The following is a 14,305-nucleotide window of genomic DNA, read 5'->3' as shown; positions in this document are numbered from 1 at the left end:
GCGCCTACCTGTGCGGGCCGCTGCCGTTCCTGCGCGACGCCCGCGCGGGCCTGCTGCGCCGCGGCGTGCCGGCGCAGCGCATCCGCTACGAGGTCTTCGGCCCCGACCTGTGGGCCGGCTCCCCGGCCTGACCATCTGCGGAGTTCAGACCGCCCGAGCTTTCGGCCGGCGGCGGCGACCGCACCGAACCGGCGCAGGTCGCCCACGAGCCGTCAGCGGTCGAAGGTCTCCCGGACGGGTGTAGGGAGACCGAACACGGCCAGCCGCTCGACGATCCGCCGCGGCGGCCAGCGCAGACGGTAGGAGGCGACGAGGATCTCGGCTCGAGAGAACGGACGATCGACATAGCGCCCCCGCGAGTCCCGGAGCATGGCGACGACCAAAGCGTCGGCGCCGTCGACGAAAGCGTCACGCGCCGACCCCGCCAGCGACGGACCCGCATAGCCGAGCGCGGCGAGCCGACCGAGTACCCGCGCCGGTGTCCATCGCAGATATCCGGCTGCGGCGATCACATGCGCCAGCGGAACCGGTCCGCGGCCAAGCCATGGTCCGCGACCATCGAGCCGCGCGCTGAGCAGGATCGCGTCCCGGGCAGTCGGCTGCGGACCGCCGCCCGGCCGCTGCCCGGACCCCGCCGCGAAAGCCTGCCCATCAAGATCGAGATCGAGGCCGGTGAACAGCGCCATCACCTCGTCGGGCGACCTGCGGGTGAACTCCGCGACGCCGAGAACCTGCGCGGCCGAGATCGGCTCGGACACCGGTCCGGCCGCGTCGGTCCGGAAGAAGGCGACCGTCACCGCGGTCCGCGCGTCGCGGTTGATCTCCCGCAACTCGTCCGGCACACCGAAGCCGAGCCGGGCATACCGGTCGCGGACCTCGGCCACATCACAGCCGAGCACGCAGGCCGCGTGCAGCAGGTGGGCCCGCGGCAGCACGTGTCGGCCCGGCAGCCAGGGCGACTCGCCGGTCAGCCGCCGGGCGAGAAGGACGATGTCCACGGCGTCCACCCCGGGAATGTCCGCCATCCCGGGCGTTCCCCGAAATCCCAGCTCTCGCAGCCGGGCGGCGAGGTCTGCCGGCCGACGACCGGTGAGTCCGGCGACGGCCAGCAGGTGGCCGTAGGGCACAGGTCCATCGGCCAGCCAGGGCCCCTGTGCGTCGATGTCCACACTCAGCAGGTCGAGATCGTCGCTGTCGACCGCGACGTCGAGGTCCTGGTTCCAGGCGAGGCCGGGCGCTTCGGTTCCGCGGGCCGCAAGCCCGAGGTCGACCAGCCATCGGGCGAGATCGCGTGGCTCGCGACCGGTCGCGTGCGCGGCCGCGAGCAGTGCCGCCCGGCTCGGATCGCTCCAGCCGGCCGCTCCGGTGACCGGATCGACGACATCGAGCAGATCCACCAGGAGCCGGGCGTCCTCGCCGGTCGGCGCGACGTCGGGTACCGGCTCGGTCGCGAAGCCGAGCGCACCGAGCCGGCGCGCGACGTCCGCCGGGGATCGGCCGGTGCGGGCCGCGGCCACAAGCAGGTGGGCGGTGGGGACGGGACCGTCCGGCAGCCACGGCCCGTCGAGAGTGACATCGCGGGCGAGCAGCGCGGCGTCCTCGGCGTCGAGCGGAGCGGCGTTCCATCCCGTGGGGTCGGCGATCGCGATGCCGAAATGCCGGACGCGGGCAGCGAGCTCCCCGGGGTCTCGCCGCAGCCGGCCCGCGGCCGCGAGTAGGTGGGCAATCGGAAACGATCCGCCTTCTGATATTTGCGAGATGTTTGTGCTGTCCAGGGTGGGGCTGAACAGGATTTTGTCTTCCGTGGTCAGGACGGCGTCGGTCAGCTCGGGCACCCCGACGCCGAGGCCGTCCAGGAGGCGCGCCGTGTCCGCCGGCGTCCGATTCAGCGAGGCCGCGAGGGCGAGCACGTCCTCAGGCCCGATCGGGTGCAGGAGCCACGCCCACCCGCGGTAGTCCGCACCGGTGACCGCGCGTCCCTCGGCGTCGGCGCGGCTGTCGAGGTCGGCCACGGCGAAGCCGTACTTGCGCAGCAGTGAGGCGACCTCATGGCCCGGCCGGGACGTCTCCTGCGCGGTGAGCCATACGGCCGGCCGGGAGATGGGCTCCCCCACCTGTAGGAATGTCCTGCTCAGGTTCCTCGCGAACATCTCGGACTCCTGCTCGCCGAGGTGAGCGAGCCGGCTTCCGCTCAGCGCGACCGGGAAGCCGAGCTCAGCGAGCAGGTGCGCGACCTCCGGCGGCTGAACGGACGCCCGCGCCGCCGCCATGAGGACGAATCCGGCGGGCACCAGGCGCCGACCGAGATCTCCGTCCTCGTCGAGGTTGAAGATCCGCGCGGCATCGATTCCGGACGACCTCGCCGCCTCGGGCGCGAGCGGGGGTACTCGGTAGCCGAGGGCCGCGAGCCGATCGCGGATGGCGGACGCAGGCTGGTCGGTTTGCAGAGCGGCGCGCAGCACGTGCGACAGGCGAACCCGACTACTGCCCAGCCATGGCGATCGGCCGGTCAGTCCCGTGCTCAGCAGCACGAGATCGAAGGGGTGCAGCGCCGGCACGGCCCTGCCGGCGGGGCCGACCGCCAGGCCAAGGGCGCGAAATCGCCGGATGGACTCCTCGAGGCCGAGTCCGAGGCGCTGGGCGGCCAGCATCGCGTGCCCAAGCGGCACGGTATTCCAGTAGACCTGATGTCGTCCGTCCAGATCTTCAGTGACCAGGAGCCGGTCGGTCCGCGTCACCTCCGCCACCGTCGCGGCAGGTGCTTCGGCGGGGCGAAGACCCAGCTCCCTCAGACGCCGAGCGATCTCCGCTACCGGCTGCCGAAGACGGCCCGCGAGGAACAACAACAGCGACATTGAGACCTCGGCGCGAACGCCGGAAAAGCGGTCGTTCCACCAGCCGGCCAACACGAAGTCGCTCGGCAGGGACGGGGAAGCGGAAGGGGAGGGGCCGTCCCCGGCGGCGACAGTCGCGGCGGACCAGGCCGCCAGGCGCCGAAAGATGATCGAATCGGGTATCGACCGATAGCTGATCCCGTGGCTGACGCGGGCATGCGCCGCCACCGGCAGTAGCTCCCCGTCGAGAGGGAAGCATCCCACCTGCTCGATGGGAACCACCGTCCCGCCGGCCGCCGGCCACGTCCGGCCCGGGGTCGCGAGCAGCGCCCGCAGAACGGCGTCCGCGACCAGTGGCAGGTCGCGAGCCAGTGCGGACAGCCACTCCTGGGTGATGTCGAAGGCGCCCGCGGCCAGCAGGGTCGGCACCGCGGTCGTGATCCGGTCGTCGATCGCCGCCTCGTCGACGAGCTCCCGGATCTCGTTGCGGTCGACCGAGAGCTCCGGCGTGAGCTCGCCGGTGAGGTTCACGACGAGGCCGAACACCATCCGGCCCACCCACAGGCCGTCGGCGAGGACGGCGCCTGGGCCGTTGGCCCACCAGACGCCGTCACCGCCCGGGACGATCGGTGCCGTCCAGCGGCGGATGGGGGGGCCGGCCAGCGGGTCGTCGTCACCGACGGGGGCGGAGTCGGCGAGCTCGCCCGGTGGCCAGTGCGCGCGGGCGACGCCCTCGGTGGCCTCCGTCTCGAATTCGGCGACCCACAGGATGCGACGGAGCAGATCGACGCAGCTCACCGTGGCCTTGCCCACCTCGCGGCTCAGGTGCAGCCGCACGTTGGTACCCGCGGCGCTGCCGGGGCCCAGGTTCTGGACCCGGAAGAGGTTCCCCGGCCCGGCGATCGTGACCCGGAAGCGGTCACCCGGCCGACCGTCGAGGCCGAGCCGGCAGGTGTCGATCGTGATCTCGTCGGCAATCATGAAGTAGGACAGCACGCCGACGCCGAAACGGCTGTTGGGGTGGAACTCGATCGGCGGGTCGCAGGACTTCCAGGCGACCATCTCCTCGACGACCTCGGGCAGGTCCACCGAGCGGGTACCGGCCTCGGCGAAGACGTCGGTGAGCTCGCGCAGGCCCATGCCGATGCCGTTGTCGCGGCATTCGAGGTAGGCGCCGCCGTCCGGCTCGAATCCCTGGGTGAAGGTGATCCGCCCCGTCCAGGTGGTGGTCGCCCGGCCTCCGGCGCGGATCAGGTACTGCTCGCGGGCCCGCCGGTAGCGGCAGGCGTCCAGGGCGTTCTGATAGAGCTCGCGGATCGCCAGTCCCCGGTTGGCGTAGAGCTGCTCGCCCATGAGCAACTCCTGCACCTTGTCCTCGGCCAGCCGGAACTGCGCGCCCGCCGAGCTGTAGGCGGGCCGCCCGTCGACCTCGACGGCCCGCACCGCCTCGGCGGTCGCGTGGGTGGGCAGGTACGCCAGCGCCGGTATCTCCCCGGCGGCGCGGTGCGCCTCGGCGAGCAGACTGTCGAGTTCGGCGGTGTGGCGTTCCAGGGCGACCTGGACGGCCTGGTGCTGGCAGCGGGCGGACAGGGCCCGGCTCGAGCGCCCCCGGTGCTGCCACTGCGCCCCGCGGATGGTCTCACCCAGCAGGCCGAGATCGACCGGGTCGCCCACGCCGAGGTGTTCGACTATGACGTCCGGCAGCGCGGCGGGTTCGAGGGCCATCCGCTGGCCCACGGTCACCAGGTAGCCGACGAGGCGCTCCCGCAGGGTCATCTCGTCCCCGGTCGCGGGTGCCACCGTCACCAGATCGCGCAGCGCTGCGGTCTGGCCGGGCCGGTTGAGATGGGCGGGATCGGCGCGTATCGCGGTGAGCAGCGCGCTCGCCCGCCCGGCGGTGAAGACCTCACCGGCGGGTGTGTCCGGGTCGATCCCGACCAGCAGGCCGGCGAGGGCCGGACCCCGGTAGGAGGCCGGCCGCCGAGCCACCCAGCGGTGCGCGAGCCACCAGCCGATGGCCTCGGCGGCGCCGGTGTCGCCGGTGCGCCGGGTCCGGTCGATGCGGCGCAGCAGCCGCGGATGCAGCCTGGTGAAGTTCTCGAACTCCGCCCGGTCGACCTCGTCCCGGCCGGACAGCCGGTTGCCCGGCCCGGGGACGCCGGGATGGGCGACGGTAGCCCCTGCGACCAGGGTCGTCCACAGGGTCTCGTGCAGGAATGGCACCACGATCAGCAGGCCGGCCTCGGCCGGTGAGAGCGGCGGCGGGTCGGCGGGCAGACGACGGACGAGAAACTCGATCCGTTTCATCAGCCGGAGCGCGAGCATCGAGTCGAGCCAGGAATCGGCCTGCAGTGCCATGGCGGCATGGTCGCGCGCGGCGCCGAGCCGACCGACGAGATCGACGGTCACCGTCCGCAGCTCCTCGGCGGCCGGACTGTTCGCCACGAGCGTCCACGCGACGTGCCGGTCGGCGGCACGCCGCCAGGGATGCTCCGGGGACGCCGGTGAGCCCGGGGAGGCCACGGCCGGGAAAGGGCGAAACGCGCGCGGGTCGCAGTGCAGGACGGACCGCAGCGTGCAGGGCACCGGTCCGGCAACGGGGTCCCCCGACCCGTCGATGGCCAGGCGGTGGCGAAGCCTCTCCGCCAGCGTCTGCACGTTGGCGGGCACCGCGGGGGTGGACAGGACATCCAGCAGGGCTCGCAGCAACGGCGATCCAGCACCCGTAGGCGGCGTCTCCCGGATCAGGTAGGCGACGTCGGTGCCCGCCGCGGGGGCGAGACGGCCCGTGGCCCAGCCGTCGCCGGCCACGGCCGCCCGCACCTCGGCGTCGGCGAAGTCGTCGGCGGCATCGACGAGTACCAGCACCCGGCCGGCGGCACTGCGGGAAATCTTCGCGGACCAGTCCAGGGGCACGCACAGGTCCCAGAACGGCTGGTAGCCGAGGTCGGCGTCAGCGGGGACGAGGAAGTCGCGACCGTCGTGGTGGACCCCATGACCTGCCAGGACCAGCAGCAGCGTGTCGTCGGCCGCCGCGTCGCGCAGAAAGGCATGGATCGCCGACTTGATCGCGCTGTGACCGAGCCGCGACCGGTCGTGGACGTCGGCCCGGTAGCCGACCCGCTCCAGTGACTCGGCTGTGGCATCAATGAGCGGCGCGAGCCACGGCAGCGAGGGCAGCTCCTCGTCGTCGTAGCCGGGCACGCCGATGAGCAGTGCGCGGCACTCCCCCGGCGTCTCGGACCCGGACGGCACGACCGACAGACCAGTCGGCGTGATCGGCGTGATCGGCGTGGTCGGCGGGCCGTCGGCAATCCCGGGAAAGATCGGCGCCCGGCGACCGGTCGACGCCTTCGGCGGGATGGGTCCGCCGCCCGGGAAGTGGGGCTCGGCGGGGGGCTTCGCCCGGCCGGAGATCGCCGCCTGCACGGCGTTGTGGAGAACGTCGCGGGCGCCGTGCGCGGCCAGACCGAACAGGTCGACGGACACCCTGGAGCCGAGCACGCCGGGGCGCTCGCAGTTCTCGATCCGGACCGGGAGCAGGCGGCGGGCCGCGCCGTCCGGGTCGGCGACGAAGGCGGCCTGCCACTCCTGCCTGCCATACACCGAATCCAGGTAGGCCTCGGAGAGCACCGCCAGGGTGCGGGTGCTGTATCGGATGCCGTCCTGCATGGCGGCGGACCAGTTGGAACCCGCCACCATGTCCCAGGCCTGCACGAGCACCCGGAAGTCCGCGGCCTCGAGCTGCCAGGCGATCCACTCCGCCCAGGCCCGGTCCCGCGCCGTGTAGGAATGAAGAAATCCCACCGGCCGTCGCTGTACGGCCGGTCCAGTCCCCCGGTAGCCATCCCCCAAATTGTGACACGAGGCATCAGACCGGTCGCCCCGCGCACACTGCCCGCCTCGCCCCGTCGAAGTGGCGGTCAGGCGAGACAGAGGCCGGCAGGCGAGACAGAGGCGGTCAGGCGACGGGCAGAGGCGGTCAGGCGACGGGCAGGAAGGAGCGGAACGCGGCCGCGTCGCCGCCCAGGGTCGCGGCCCGCTGGGTGGCGTCCTGGTCGTGGGGCTGGCCGAGGTCGGGCCGGCTGACCTCGTCGAGGCGGCGGTACTGGGCCTCGTCGAGGCGGACGTCGAGCGCGGCGAGGTAGTCGTCGAGCTGCTCGATCGTGCGCGGGCCGATGATCGGGACGAGGGCGGTCGACGCGCGGGTGGCGTGCTCGCGCAGCCAGGCGGTGGCGACCCGGGCGGGCGGCACGCCAAGGTCGGCGGCGACGGCGAGCAGCGCGTCGACGACGGCGGTCTTGCGAGCCTCGTCCTCGATGTGGACGAGGCGGCCGAGGTCGGTCAGCCGGCCCGCGCTGCCGGTGCGGTACTTGCCGGTGAGCAGGCCGCCGCCGAGCGGGGACCACAGGGCGGCGCCCAAGCCCAGCGCCTGCGCCATCGGCAGGATCTCGCGGTCGGCGGTGCGTTCGACGAGGCTGTACTCGAACTGGACGCCCGTGAGGGGGGCGAGGCCGCGCAGCTCGGCCAGCGTCGCGGCCCGCGCCGCGCGCCAGGCCGGGAAGTTCGACAGGCCGCCGTAGAGAATCTTGCCGGCGCGGACCAGGTCGTCGAACCCGCCCATGATCTCCTCGACGGGGGTGACCGCGTCGGGGAAATGCACCCACAGCAGGTCGAGGTAGTCGGTGCCGAGCCGGGCGAGGCTGCCCTCGACGGCGCGGGCCATGCTGCGCCGGCCGTTGCCGGTGCCGAGCACGCCGCCGTCGCCGGCCACTCCAAGGCCGAACTTCGTCGCGATGGTGAAGTGCGACCGGGTGCCGGCCAGCAGGCGGCCGAGAATCTCCTCGGACTCGCCGAACTGGTAGCTCTCCGCGGTGTCGAGGGCCGTCCCACCAGCCTCGGCGAACCGGTCGAGGATTTTGCGCGCCTGCGCGGGCTCGGCGCCGCTGCCCCACCGGGTGCCGAAGTTACCGGTGCCGAGCGCGAGCTCGCTGACGCGCAGGCCGGTGGCGCGGCCGAAGGTCATGTGCTGCATGGGGTCCTCCCGGCGGCGGAACGCGGCGAGGACCGTCACGCCCACCAAGGTAGAACGATCAGTGTACTTCTGTGACGGTAGCAGGGCGCTCGACAGAAGTACAACGACCGGTCTACCTTGACGACATGTCGGACGATCGGGGCGAGGCCACGCCGGGAAGGCGTGGCGGGCGCGGCGCCCGGGAGCGGATCCTGCGAGCGGCGGACCGGCTCTTCTACGCCGAGGGCATCAACGCCACCGGCATGGAGCGGCTCACCGACGTCGCCCAGGTCTCCAAGCGGACCTTCTACCAGCACTTCCCCAGCAAGAACGCGCTGGTCGAGGAGTACCTGCACCGGCTGGACACGATCGCCGCGCCGCCGCGAGAGCGCGCCCTGGCCCGCGCCGACCTGCTCCCCCGTGACCGCCTGCTCGCCCTGTTCGCGGACGACCCCCCGGCTCCCACCGACCCAGCAGACCCGGCAGGCCCAGCAGACCCGGCGGTCGGCGGCCGGCGGCTACGGGGCTGCCCGTTCCACAACGCCGCGGTCGAGACCGCCGGGACGGTCCCGGCGGTCGAGCGGGCGGTGATCCGGCACAAGGCGGCGTTCACGCGCCTGCTGGCCGAGACCGCCCAGGCGGCCGGCGCCCCCGATCCGGCCGCCCTCGGCCGTCAGCTCGCCGTCCTGTTCGAGGGCGCGACGGCGCTCGCGACCTCGCTCAACGATCCCGCGCCGCTCGCCGACGCCCGGGCGGCCGCGGCCGCCCTCATCGACACCGCCCTCACGCGACCGCGGCGGGCCGGCTGACCACCTTGGGCCGATCCTCCGCAGCCCCGGGCGCCGAGCCGGACAGATTCGGGTCAAACCCCGCTGGGTCCTGACGGGACACGGCGATGTCACCCCGGCATCCTCGGCGCGAAACGATGGCGAATCTATTGTTCACCCTGGGGGGACCTCGAAGTCAGCATCGATCCCGATCGGTGCGCATCGCGCCGATTTCGACCGGTGTTCCGGTTCGGCCAAGCCGGTCGCGGGGCGGCGGATCGATCGGCGGCGGCGAGCACGGCGCGGTGGGGCTGGAAACAGGCTGGCGGTGGCCGCGGGTGATATCGGTGCGGGCGCAGGTCGTGCGGTCGGGTGGCCGCAAACAGCCAGGAGGGCAGTCGGTTCCGCCGTCCCCGCGCCGACCCGTCGACGCGACGGTGTGGGGCAGCACTCGGCTCGTCCCGGCCGGGAGGACCGACGCCCCGGGTTTTCCCCCTTGGGACGGCCGGCCGATGTTTGCCATGCTCGATGGACGCTTGAGGAAAGGTGACGGATGGGACGTGTGCCGGTCGGCAACATGCTGGAGGTGACCTGCCGACAGGACCGCTCCCCCGGCCCCGGCCGGCCGGCATGACCACTGGCACGGAATGGGAGATCGAAGCCGCCGACCTGCCGGCGCTGGTGTTGCCGGACGCCGACGGCCTCGTCCTCGCCGGCCTGCCCGCCGCCTCGCCCGCCCCCTTGGCCTGCGCCCCGTTCGGCGCTCCGGCCGGCGAGGCGTGCGTCGAGGTCGACTTCCTGCCGGTGGAACCGGGCGCGCTGCTACGGGCCGCGGTGGACGCTGCCGCCTGGCCGCACGTCGGATCCGTCACCGTGCACCCGCGTCGGCATCCGCCGGCACGGACCCGGCTGGCGTTCCTCATCGGGCGCCAGCTGCGGATCGAGCGGTCCGCGGCCGGCTGGAACTCCCCGGTGGTGATCCTCGGCGCCACCCTGCGACCCGAGTCGGCCGGCGGGCAGGGACTGCGGATGGTCGCCCACCACGCCCGGGTGCACGACGGTGGCGGCTGGAGCCGGCAAACGCTGTGGGAGGTCATGGGGCTGCGCCAGTACGTGACCTGGCTCGACCGCCGGCCGGCGAGCAGAGGGGCGGGTCGACCCGATCGCGCCTGATCGGCGGCGCGGCCGAGGAGAGGCGGCGGCCAGTGAGCGACGGCGGGCAGCGCCGGGAACCGCCTCGGGCTGCGGCCAGCGCCGGGCCAGGCTCGCGCCGCGGGCCGCGGGCCGCGGGCCGATTGTCACAGTCGCGAGCCGATTGTCACAGTGAGGAAGGGCATTCGCGGGTGTCCGGTCTGGTTTGGCCGTGCTGGAATGCGGGACATGGCGGCAGCGAGCACGATGGCCCGGCACCGGGAGCGGCACGGCGCGCAGCGAGCCGGCTGGCTGCGGGCGGCCGTCCTCGGCGCGAACGACGGCCTTGTCTCCACCTCCAGCCTGATCGTCGGCGTGGCGGCGAGCGGCGCGTCGAGCGGTGCGATCCTCACCGCGGGCCTCGCCGGGCTGACGGCGGGCGCGCTGTCCATGGCGGCCGGCGAGTTCGTATCGGTCAGCGCCCAGGGCGACGTCGAGCGTGCCGACCTCGCCGTGGAGCGGGCGGAGCTCGAGGCGAGCCCGGTGGCGGAGTTCGCGGAGCTGGTCGGCATCTACGAGCGCCGCGGCCTGCCGCGTGACCTGGCCGAGAAGGTCGCCGCTGCGCTGACCGAACGTGACGCCCTCGGCGCCCACATGCGCGACGAGCTCGGCCACAACGAGACCAACGAGGCCCGGCCGTTGCAGGCGGCGTCCGCGTCGGCCGGGAGCTTCACCCTCGGCGCGCTGGTGCCGTTCACCGGGATGGCGGCGCCCGCGGGCACCGCCCGGCTTGTGCTCATCGTTGCGGTGACCGTGCTGGGCCTGGCGGTCGCGGGAGCGCTGGCGGCGCGGGCCGCGGGCACCCCGCTGCTGCGTCCCACGCTGCGCGTCGTGCTGGGCGGCTGCGCGGCGATGGCGGTGACCGCGCTCGTCGGTGTCCTCGCCGACGCCGCCGGCGCCTGACGGAGGCTGGGCGACGACGATCTCGTCGATGGCCGGGTCACCGCCGTCCCGTTCGACGACGGTGGACCCGACCTCCGGACGCCCGCTCTGCTCACGGTGGCCACGCAGTGGCCACACGCCTACTCCTTGCCCGCCACCGCGGCGATCTTCCACACAGCGCCTCGGTGGCGGGACGGGCCAGGGCTCAGCCCGTGGCGGTACTCGCAGCGGTGGCGGGCCGGTCGGCCGCGGACACGGCGGTCCGCCCCTGCCGGCGGGCGGGCGCGACGGCAAGGCGTTCGGCGAGCTGACCGAAGGCGAGCGCGATCGTGGCCCAGAGGATGAGCTGGCTGACCACCGAGTAGAAGCGGAACCGGAACAGCACGTCGGCAGGGAATCCCGGGTAGACGATCGTGCCGTTCGGGGCCGTGAGCGGCTGCGGGGTCTCGGTGGCGAAGTCACCGAACTCCGCCCGGTTCGCACCGAGATGCCCGTAAGCGGGCAGCAGGGCCATCGCGACGCCGACGAGCACCAGGAACACCACTCCCGCGACCAGGCTCGCGTTCCAGGCGCCGACCCGGCCCGCCAGCCACCGGCCCACCACGACCGCGAGGCCCAGCGCGACCACCGAGACCCCGACCATCGTCACGTACAGGGCGCTGCGGGCGCCGATCGTCTCCTCGTGCCCGATCGCCGGCGGGTTGGCCGGGTACTTCGCGAACGGGACGAGGTAGAAACCGACGAACCCGGCCCCGGCGAGCAACGCGGCCAGCACCCGCGGCCGGATGTTCGGACAGCGGCGCGAGACAATCAGGTAGACGACGACGAACAGGCCGCCCACCGCCAGTCCGAACAGCGCCATCCCGACGCCGATGCCCAGGTTGCGCTGCACCGAGCGGCTGAAGACCTCGCCATGGTCGTGGGCGCCGGCGGCGAGACCTGCCGCGGCGTCCAGTGCCTCCTGCGCCTCGTGCCGCCCGTCCTCGTAGTCGATCGCGTCCTGGATGAGCGGCTCGGCGAAGATGCGGGCGAAGACGAACGCCAGCAGCCCGCCCAGCAGGCCGACCCCCAGACCGCGGTAGATGTAGCGGAACTCCATCTCCTCGCCCCGCTCAGTGGCAGGGGAAGCCGAGGAAGTGGCGCGCGTCGTGGACGAACTCGTGGATGTGGGTATCCGAGCCGAACAACGACGTGGCGCCCTGATCGACACCGATGAAGTAGAGCAGCAGCAGCGACAGCAGCGCGGTGAGCCCGAGCGCCACCCGGCGGGCGGTCAGCGGCAAGGAGATGGATCGCTGCCGTGGCTGGGCAACGGGTGTGGTCATGTAAGCCCCCTGAGGGATCGTGCGTCCCGGTTGTTCGGACCACCTGCGCTCGGGTCTGGCTCCCGGTACCGCCGCCCTCACGGACAGGCAGACCGGTCACAGTGGCGCGACCGCGCCGGATTCCCACCGGCTTCCTCACACAGGCGATCGGAGTATGCGGTTCGCGCCCGGCTCCTGTCAACGAGGACGAACCGCGCGAACCACGCGATTACCCAGGTAGCGGACCGATCCGACGCAGGGCGTCCACCTGCCCCAGCACCCAATATGGACCATACGGTAAACAATGCGGTAGCATCGATCGCATGGCGCGACCACGCACATTCGACGAGGATCAGGTCGTCTGCGCGGCGCGTGACCAGTTCTGGGCGACCGGCTACACCGCCACCTCGCTCGACGACCTGACGGCGGCCACCGGGCTCGGCCGAGGCAGCCTGTACGGCGCCTTCGGCGACAAGCACGCGCTGTTCCTGCGCGCGCTCGACAGCTACTGCGACGAGTCCACCGCCGCGATTCGGGCCGATCTGAGCGCACCTGGCAGCCCGCTCGAGCGGCTGGCGGGGCACGTCCGCGCGATGGTGTCGATCATCGCCGGCGACGTCGACCGGCACGGCTGCCTGATCGCCAAGAGTGCCGCCGAGCTCGGTGGCGCGGACCCCGAGGTGGCGCAGCGGGTGAATCGGGTTGTCACCGAGGCGCATGCCTTGCTGACCGAGTGCGTCGGCGAGGCGCAGCGGGCCGGCGAACTCGCCGCCGGCCACGATCCCGCTCGGCTGGCCGGCCTCGTGCTGGTCGTGCTGCGCGGGCTGGAGGCGGTCGGCACCTGTGGCGCCCCGCAATCGATGATCCGCGATGCCGCCGAACAGGCCCTCGCCCTGCTCCCTCGCCCCGCCGCGGGCTGATCCCCTTCTCGTCCCTGACCGGGATGACCACTGCGGCTATGGCCAGGTAAAGAGCTGGACAGGTCGTCGTTGGCCATTCCTCTGGTGGGGACCGCGGTCATGCGACGAAACGATGCCCGTGCACCCGCGGGAACGACGCCGCCAGCGACCCCGGCCGGCCGGCCGCAGGCCTGATTGCGCCGAGAGGCGGACCGCTCGGGTCCGCTTCGGAAAACCCGGCCGGCGACGGTGTCGGCTATACGTCACCGACGGCGCCCGGCCGCCCGCCGGTCCGTTGATTCGTCCGTAGGCAGCCGAAAAGAACCGCACATTTGCCCGATTAAACGGGACATGCGCCGCCGGATATGTCCGGGCGCCGGTTCGACACGCGCTACCGCGCCTTCCTGGACACCGCGAAGCCGACGCCATACTTTCGATCTGCACCAGTCATTCATCCTTACCAGGCAGTTACCTTTCCCGAAACACAGCTCAGCGACGCAACCAACCCCTGTATCAGCTAAACCAGTCGCGAGCGTGCCCGCCGACACACCAGACCACGGGAGCGGGGTCGCACGGACGATTCGAAATTACCTGCCTGGAAGGATTGTCCGCCCAGCGCGACGCTTTCACGGAAGCGGCGTTGGAACATTTTCTCATCGATGCAAGGAGCAACTCATGAAGAAGACGAATCTTCGTCGGGGTCTCGCCGTCGCCGTCGGCGCAGTGGCCGCCGCCGGCATCATCGCGGCCGGGCAGCCGGCCAGTGCTGCCACCGGTGGCGGCGGTGCCACCAGCGGGTCGACGAGCGCTCCCGCTGCGCCGGCGGGCGGGATCGCCGCCGCCGGCATCACGACGAAGGCCACCCGCAACGGCGGCGGTGTCAGCGCGGCGCACGTGGACGGCCTCTGCAACCTGTACAGCAACGGTGACGGCGACCTCTGCCTGTGGTACCTCTCAAACTTCGGTGGCAGCCACGCGGACTTCTTCTTCGCCGACAGCAACCTGAACGACAACAGGTTCAATTCACCTGGCGCCGGCCAGGGTGCCATCGTGGGCAACAACTCGGAGTCCGCCTGGAACTACGACCGGCACCTCACCGCCAGGGTCTACAACGGGGTGAACTACACCGGCCCCTCGGGCACCATCAGCCCGAGCAGCGGCGGCAACTTCACCCCCACCTTCGCCAACAACGTCGAATCGTTCCAGTGGACCTGATCCCCACTCGTGGCCGACTCACCGGCCGGACCACTCGACCCGAAGCAACCATTCATCCATAGCTCAGCCGCACCCGCAGCACCAAATTACCCGTAATACCGCTCCGCCGACGACGTGCCGTTTCAGGGCCGGTCCCGGTCCCCCTCGGACCGGGACCGGCCCTGACCGGCCGGGCGGGCGGCCGGTCGGTGGACCGAAA

General features: G+C 72.5%; 9 protein-coding genes, 1 pseudogene and 1 riboswitch. Of the genes and pseudogenes, 6 read left to right on the top strand and 4 right to left on the bottom strand.

What is annotated here, in order from left to right; all coding sequences use genetic code 11:
• A pseudogene (locus ND748_RS35035) lies at positions 1-131 on the top strand (hemin transporter); the annotation flags it as partial.
• An 81-nt stretch (positions 132-212) separates the two neighbouring features.
• Here ND748_RS35035 and ND748_RS12735 read toward each other — a convergent pair.
• Positions 213-6,641: a TIR domain-containing protein gene (locus ND748_RS12735; RefSeq protein WP_251746005.1), complete on the bottom strand. Its 6,429-nt coding sequence runs from the start codon at positions 6,639-6,641 to the stop codon at positions 213-215.
• A 175-nt stretch (positions 6,642-6,816) separates the two neighbouring features.
• Positions 6,817-7,869 (bottom strand): aldo/keto reductase, encoded by a 1,053-nt coding sequence (locus ND748_RS12730; protein ID WP_374215910.1) that lies wholly within the window; start codon positions 7,867-7,869, stop codon positions 6,817-6,819.
• Positions 7,870-7,994: 125 nt separating this feature from the next.
• On the opposite strand from ND748_RS12730, the gene ND748_RS12725 reads away from it, so the two are divergent.
• From ND748_RS12725 to ND748_RS12715, 3 genes are all read left to right on the top strand, one after another.
• Positions 7,995-8,657: a TetR/AcrR family transcriptional regulator gene (locus ND748_RS12725; protein WP_251746003.1), complete on the top strand. Its 663-nt coding sequence runs from the start codon at positions 7,995-7,997 to the stop codon at positions 8,655-8,657.
• Between the two features lie 588 nt (positions 8,658-9,245).
• The gene (locus tag ND748_RS12720) at positions 9,246-9,788 is read left to right on the top strand and encodes a hypothetical protein (protein WP_251746002.1); all 543 of its coding nucleotides are present in this window, start codon (positions 9,246-9,248) and stop codon (positions 9,786-9,788) included.
• A 207-nt stretch (positions 9,789-9,995) separates the two neighbouring features.
• Positions 9,996-10,709: a VIT family protein gene (locus ND748_RS12715; protein ID WP_251746001.1), complete on the top strand. Its 714-nt coding sequence runs from the start codon at positions 9,996-9,998 to the stop codon at positions 10,707-10,709.
• A gap of 184 nt (positions 10,710-10,893) precedes the next feature.
• On the opposite strand, the gene ND748_RS12710 is transcribed toward ND748_RS12715, so the two are convergent.
• Positions 10,894-11,787 (bottom strand): CbtA family protein, encoded by an 894-nt coding sequence (locus tag ND748_RS12710; protein WP_251746000.1) that lies wholly within the window; start codon positions 11,785-11,787, stop codon positions 10,894-10,896.
• A 13-nt stretch (positions 11,788-11,800) separates the two neighbouring features.
• Positions 11,801-12,013 carry a CbtB-domain containing protein gene (locus tag ND748_RS12705; protein ID WP_251745999.1) on the bottom strand — a complete coding sequence of 71 codons (213 nt, stop codon included), beginning with the start codon at positions 12,011-12,013 and terminating at the stop codon, positions 11,801-11,803.
• 53 nt (positions 12,014-12,066) lie between these two features.
• A riboswitch (cobalamin riboswitch) is annotated at positions 12,067-12,148 on the bottom strand.
• 167 nt (positions 12,149-12,315) lie between these two features.
• Here ND748_RS12705 and ND748_RS12700 point away from each other — a divergent pair.
• Both ND748_RS12700 and ND748_RS12695 read left to right on the top strand, forming a co-directional pair.
• The gene (locus ND748_RS12700) at positions 12,316-12,912 is read left to right on the top strand and encodes a TetR/AcrR family transcriptional regulator (protein ID WP_251745998.1); all 597 of its coding nucleotides are present in this window, start codon (positions 12,316-12,318) and stop codon (positions 12,910-12,912) included.
• A 654-nt stretch (positions 12,913-13,566) separates the two neighbouring features.
• Complete coding sequence (locus ND748_RS12695) at positions 13,567-14,106, top strand: peptidase inhibitor family I36 protein (RefSeq protein ID WP_251745997.1); 540 nt, start codon at positions 13,567-13,569, stop codon at positions 14,104-14,106.
• The last annotated feature ends 199 nt before the right edge of the window (positions 14,107-14,305 follow it).

Origin of the sequence: Frankia sp. AiPs1, assembly GCF_023716945.1 — a bacterium.
Taxonomy (GTDB): Bacteria; Actinomycetota; Actinomycetes; order Frankiales; family Frankiaceae; genus Frankia.
This window is presented reverse-complemented; position numbering and strand designations above follow the sequence as displayed.

Coding starts and splice junctions, on each gene's coding strand:
- ND748_RS12730 (WP_374215910.1), bottom strand. CDS start 7,869: ATGCAGCACATGACCTTCGGCCGCGCCACCGGCCTGCGCGTCAGCGAG.
- ND748_RS12725 (WP_251746003.1), top strand. CDS start 7,995: ATGTCGGACGATCGGGGCGAGGCCACGCCGGGAAGGCGTGGCGGGCGC.
- ND748_RS12720 (WP_251746002.1), top strand. CDS start 9,246: ATGACCACTGGCACGGAATGGGAGATCGAAGCCGCCGACCTGCCGGCG.
- ND748_RS12715 (WP_251746001.1), top strand. CDS start 9,996: ATGGCGGCAGCGAGCACGATGGCCCGGCACCGGGAGCGGCACGGCGCG.
- ND748_RS12710 (WP_251746000.1), bottom strand. CDS start 11,787: ATGGAGTTCCGCTACATCTACCGCGGTCTGGGGGTCGGCCTGCTGGGC.
- ND748_RS12705 (WP_251745999.1), bottom strand. CDS start 12,013: ATGACCACACCCGTTGCCCAGCCACGGCAGCGATCCATCTCCTTGCCG.
- ND748_RS12700 (WP_251745998.1), top strand. CDS start 12,316: ATGGCGCGACCACGCACATTCGACGAGGATCAGGTCGTCTGCGCGGCG.
- ND748_RS12695 (WP_251745997.1), top strand. CDS start 13,567: ATGAAGAAGACGAATCTTCGTCGGGGTCTCGCCGTCGCCGTCGGCGCA.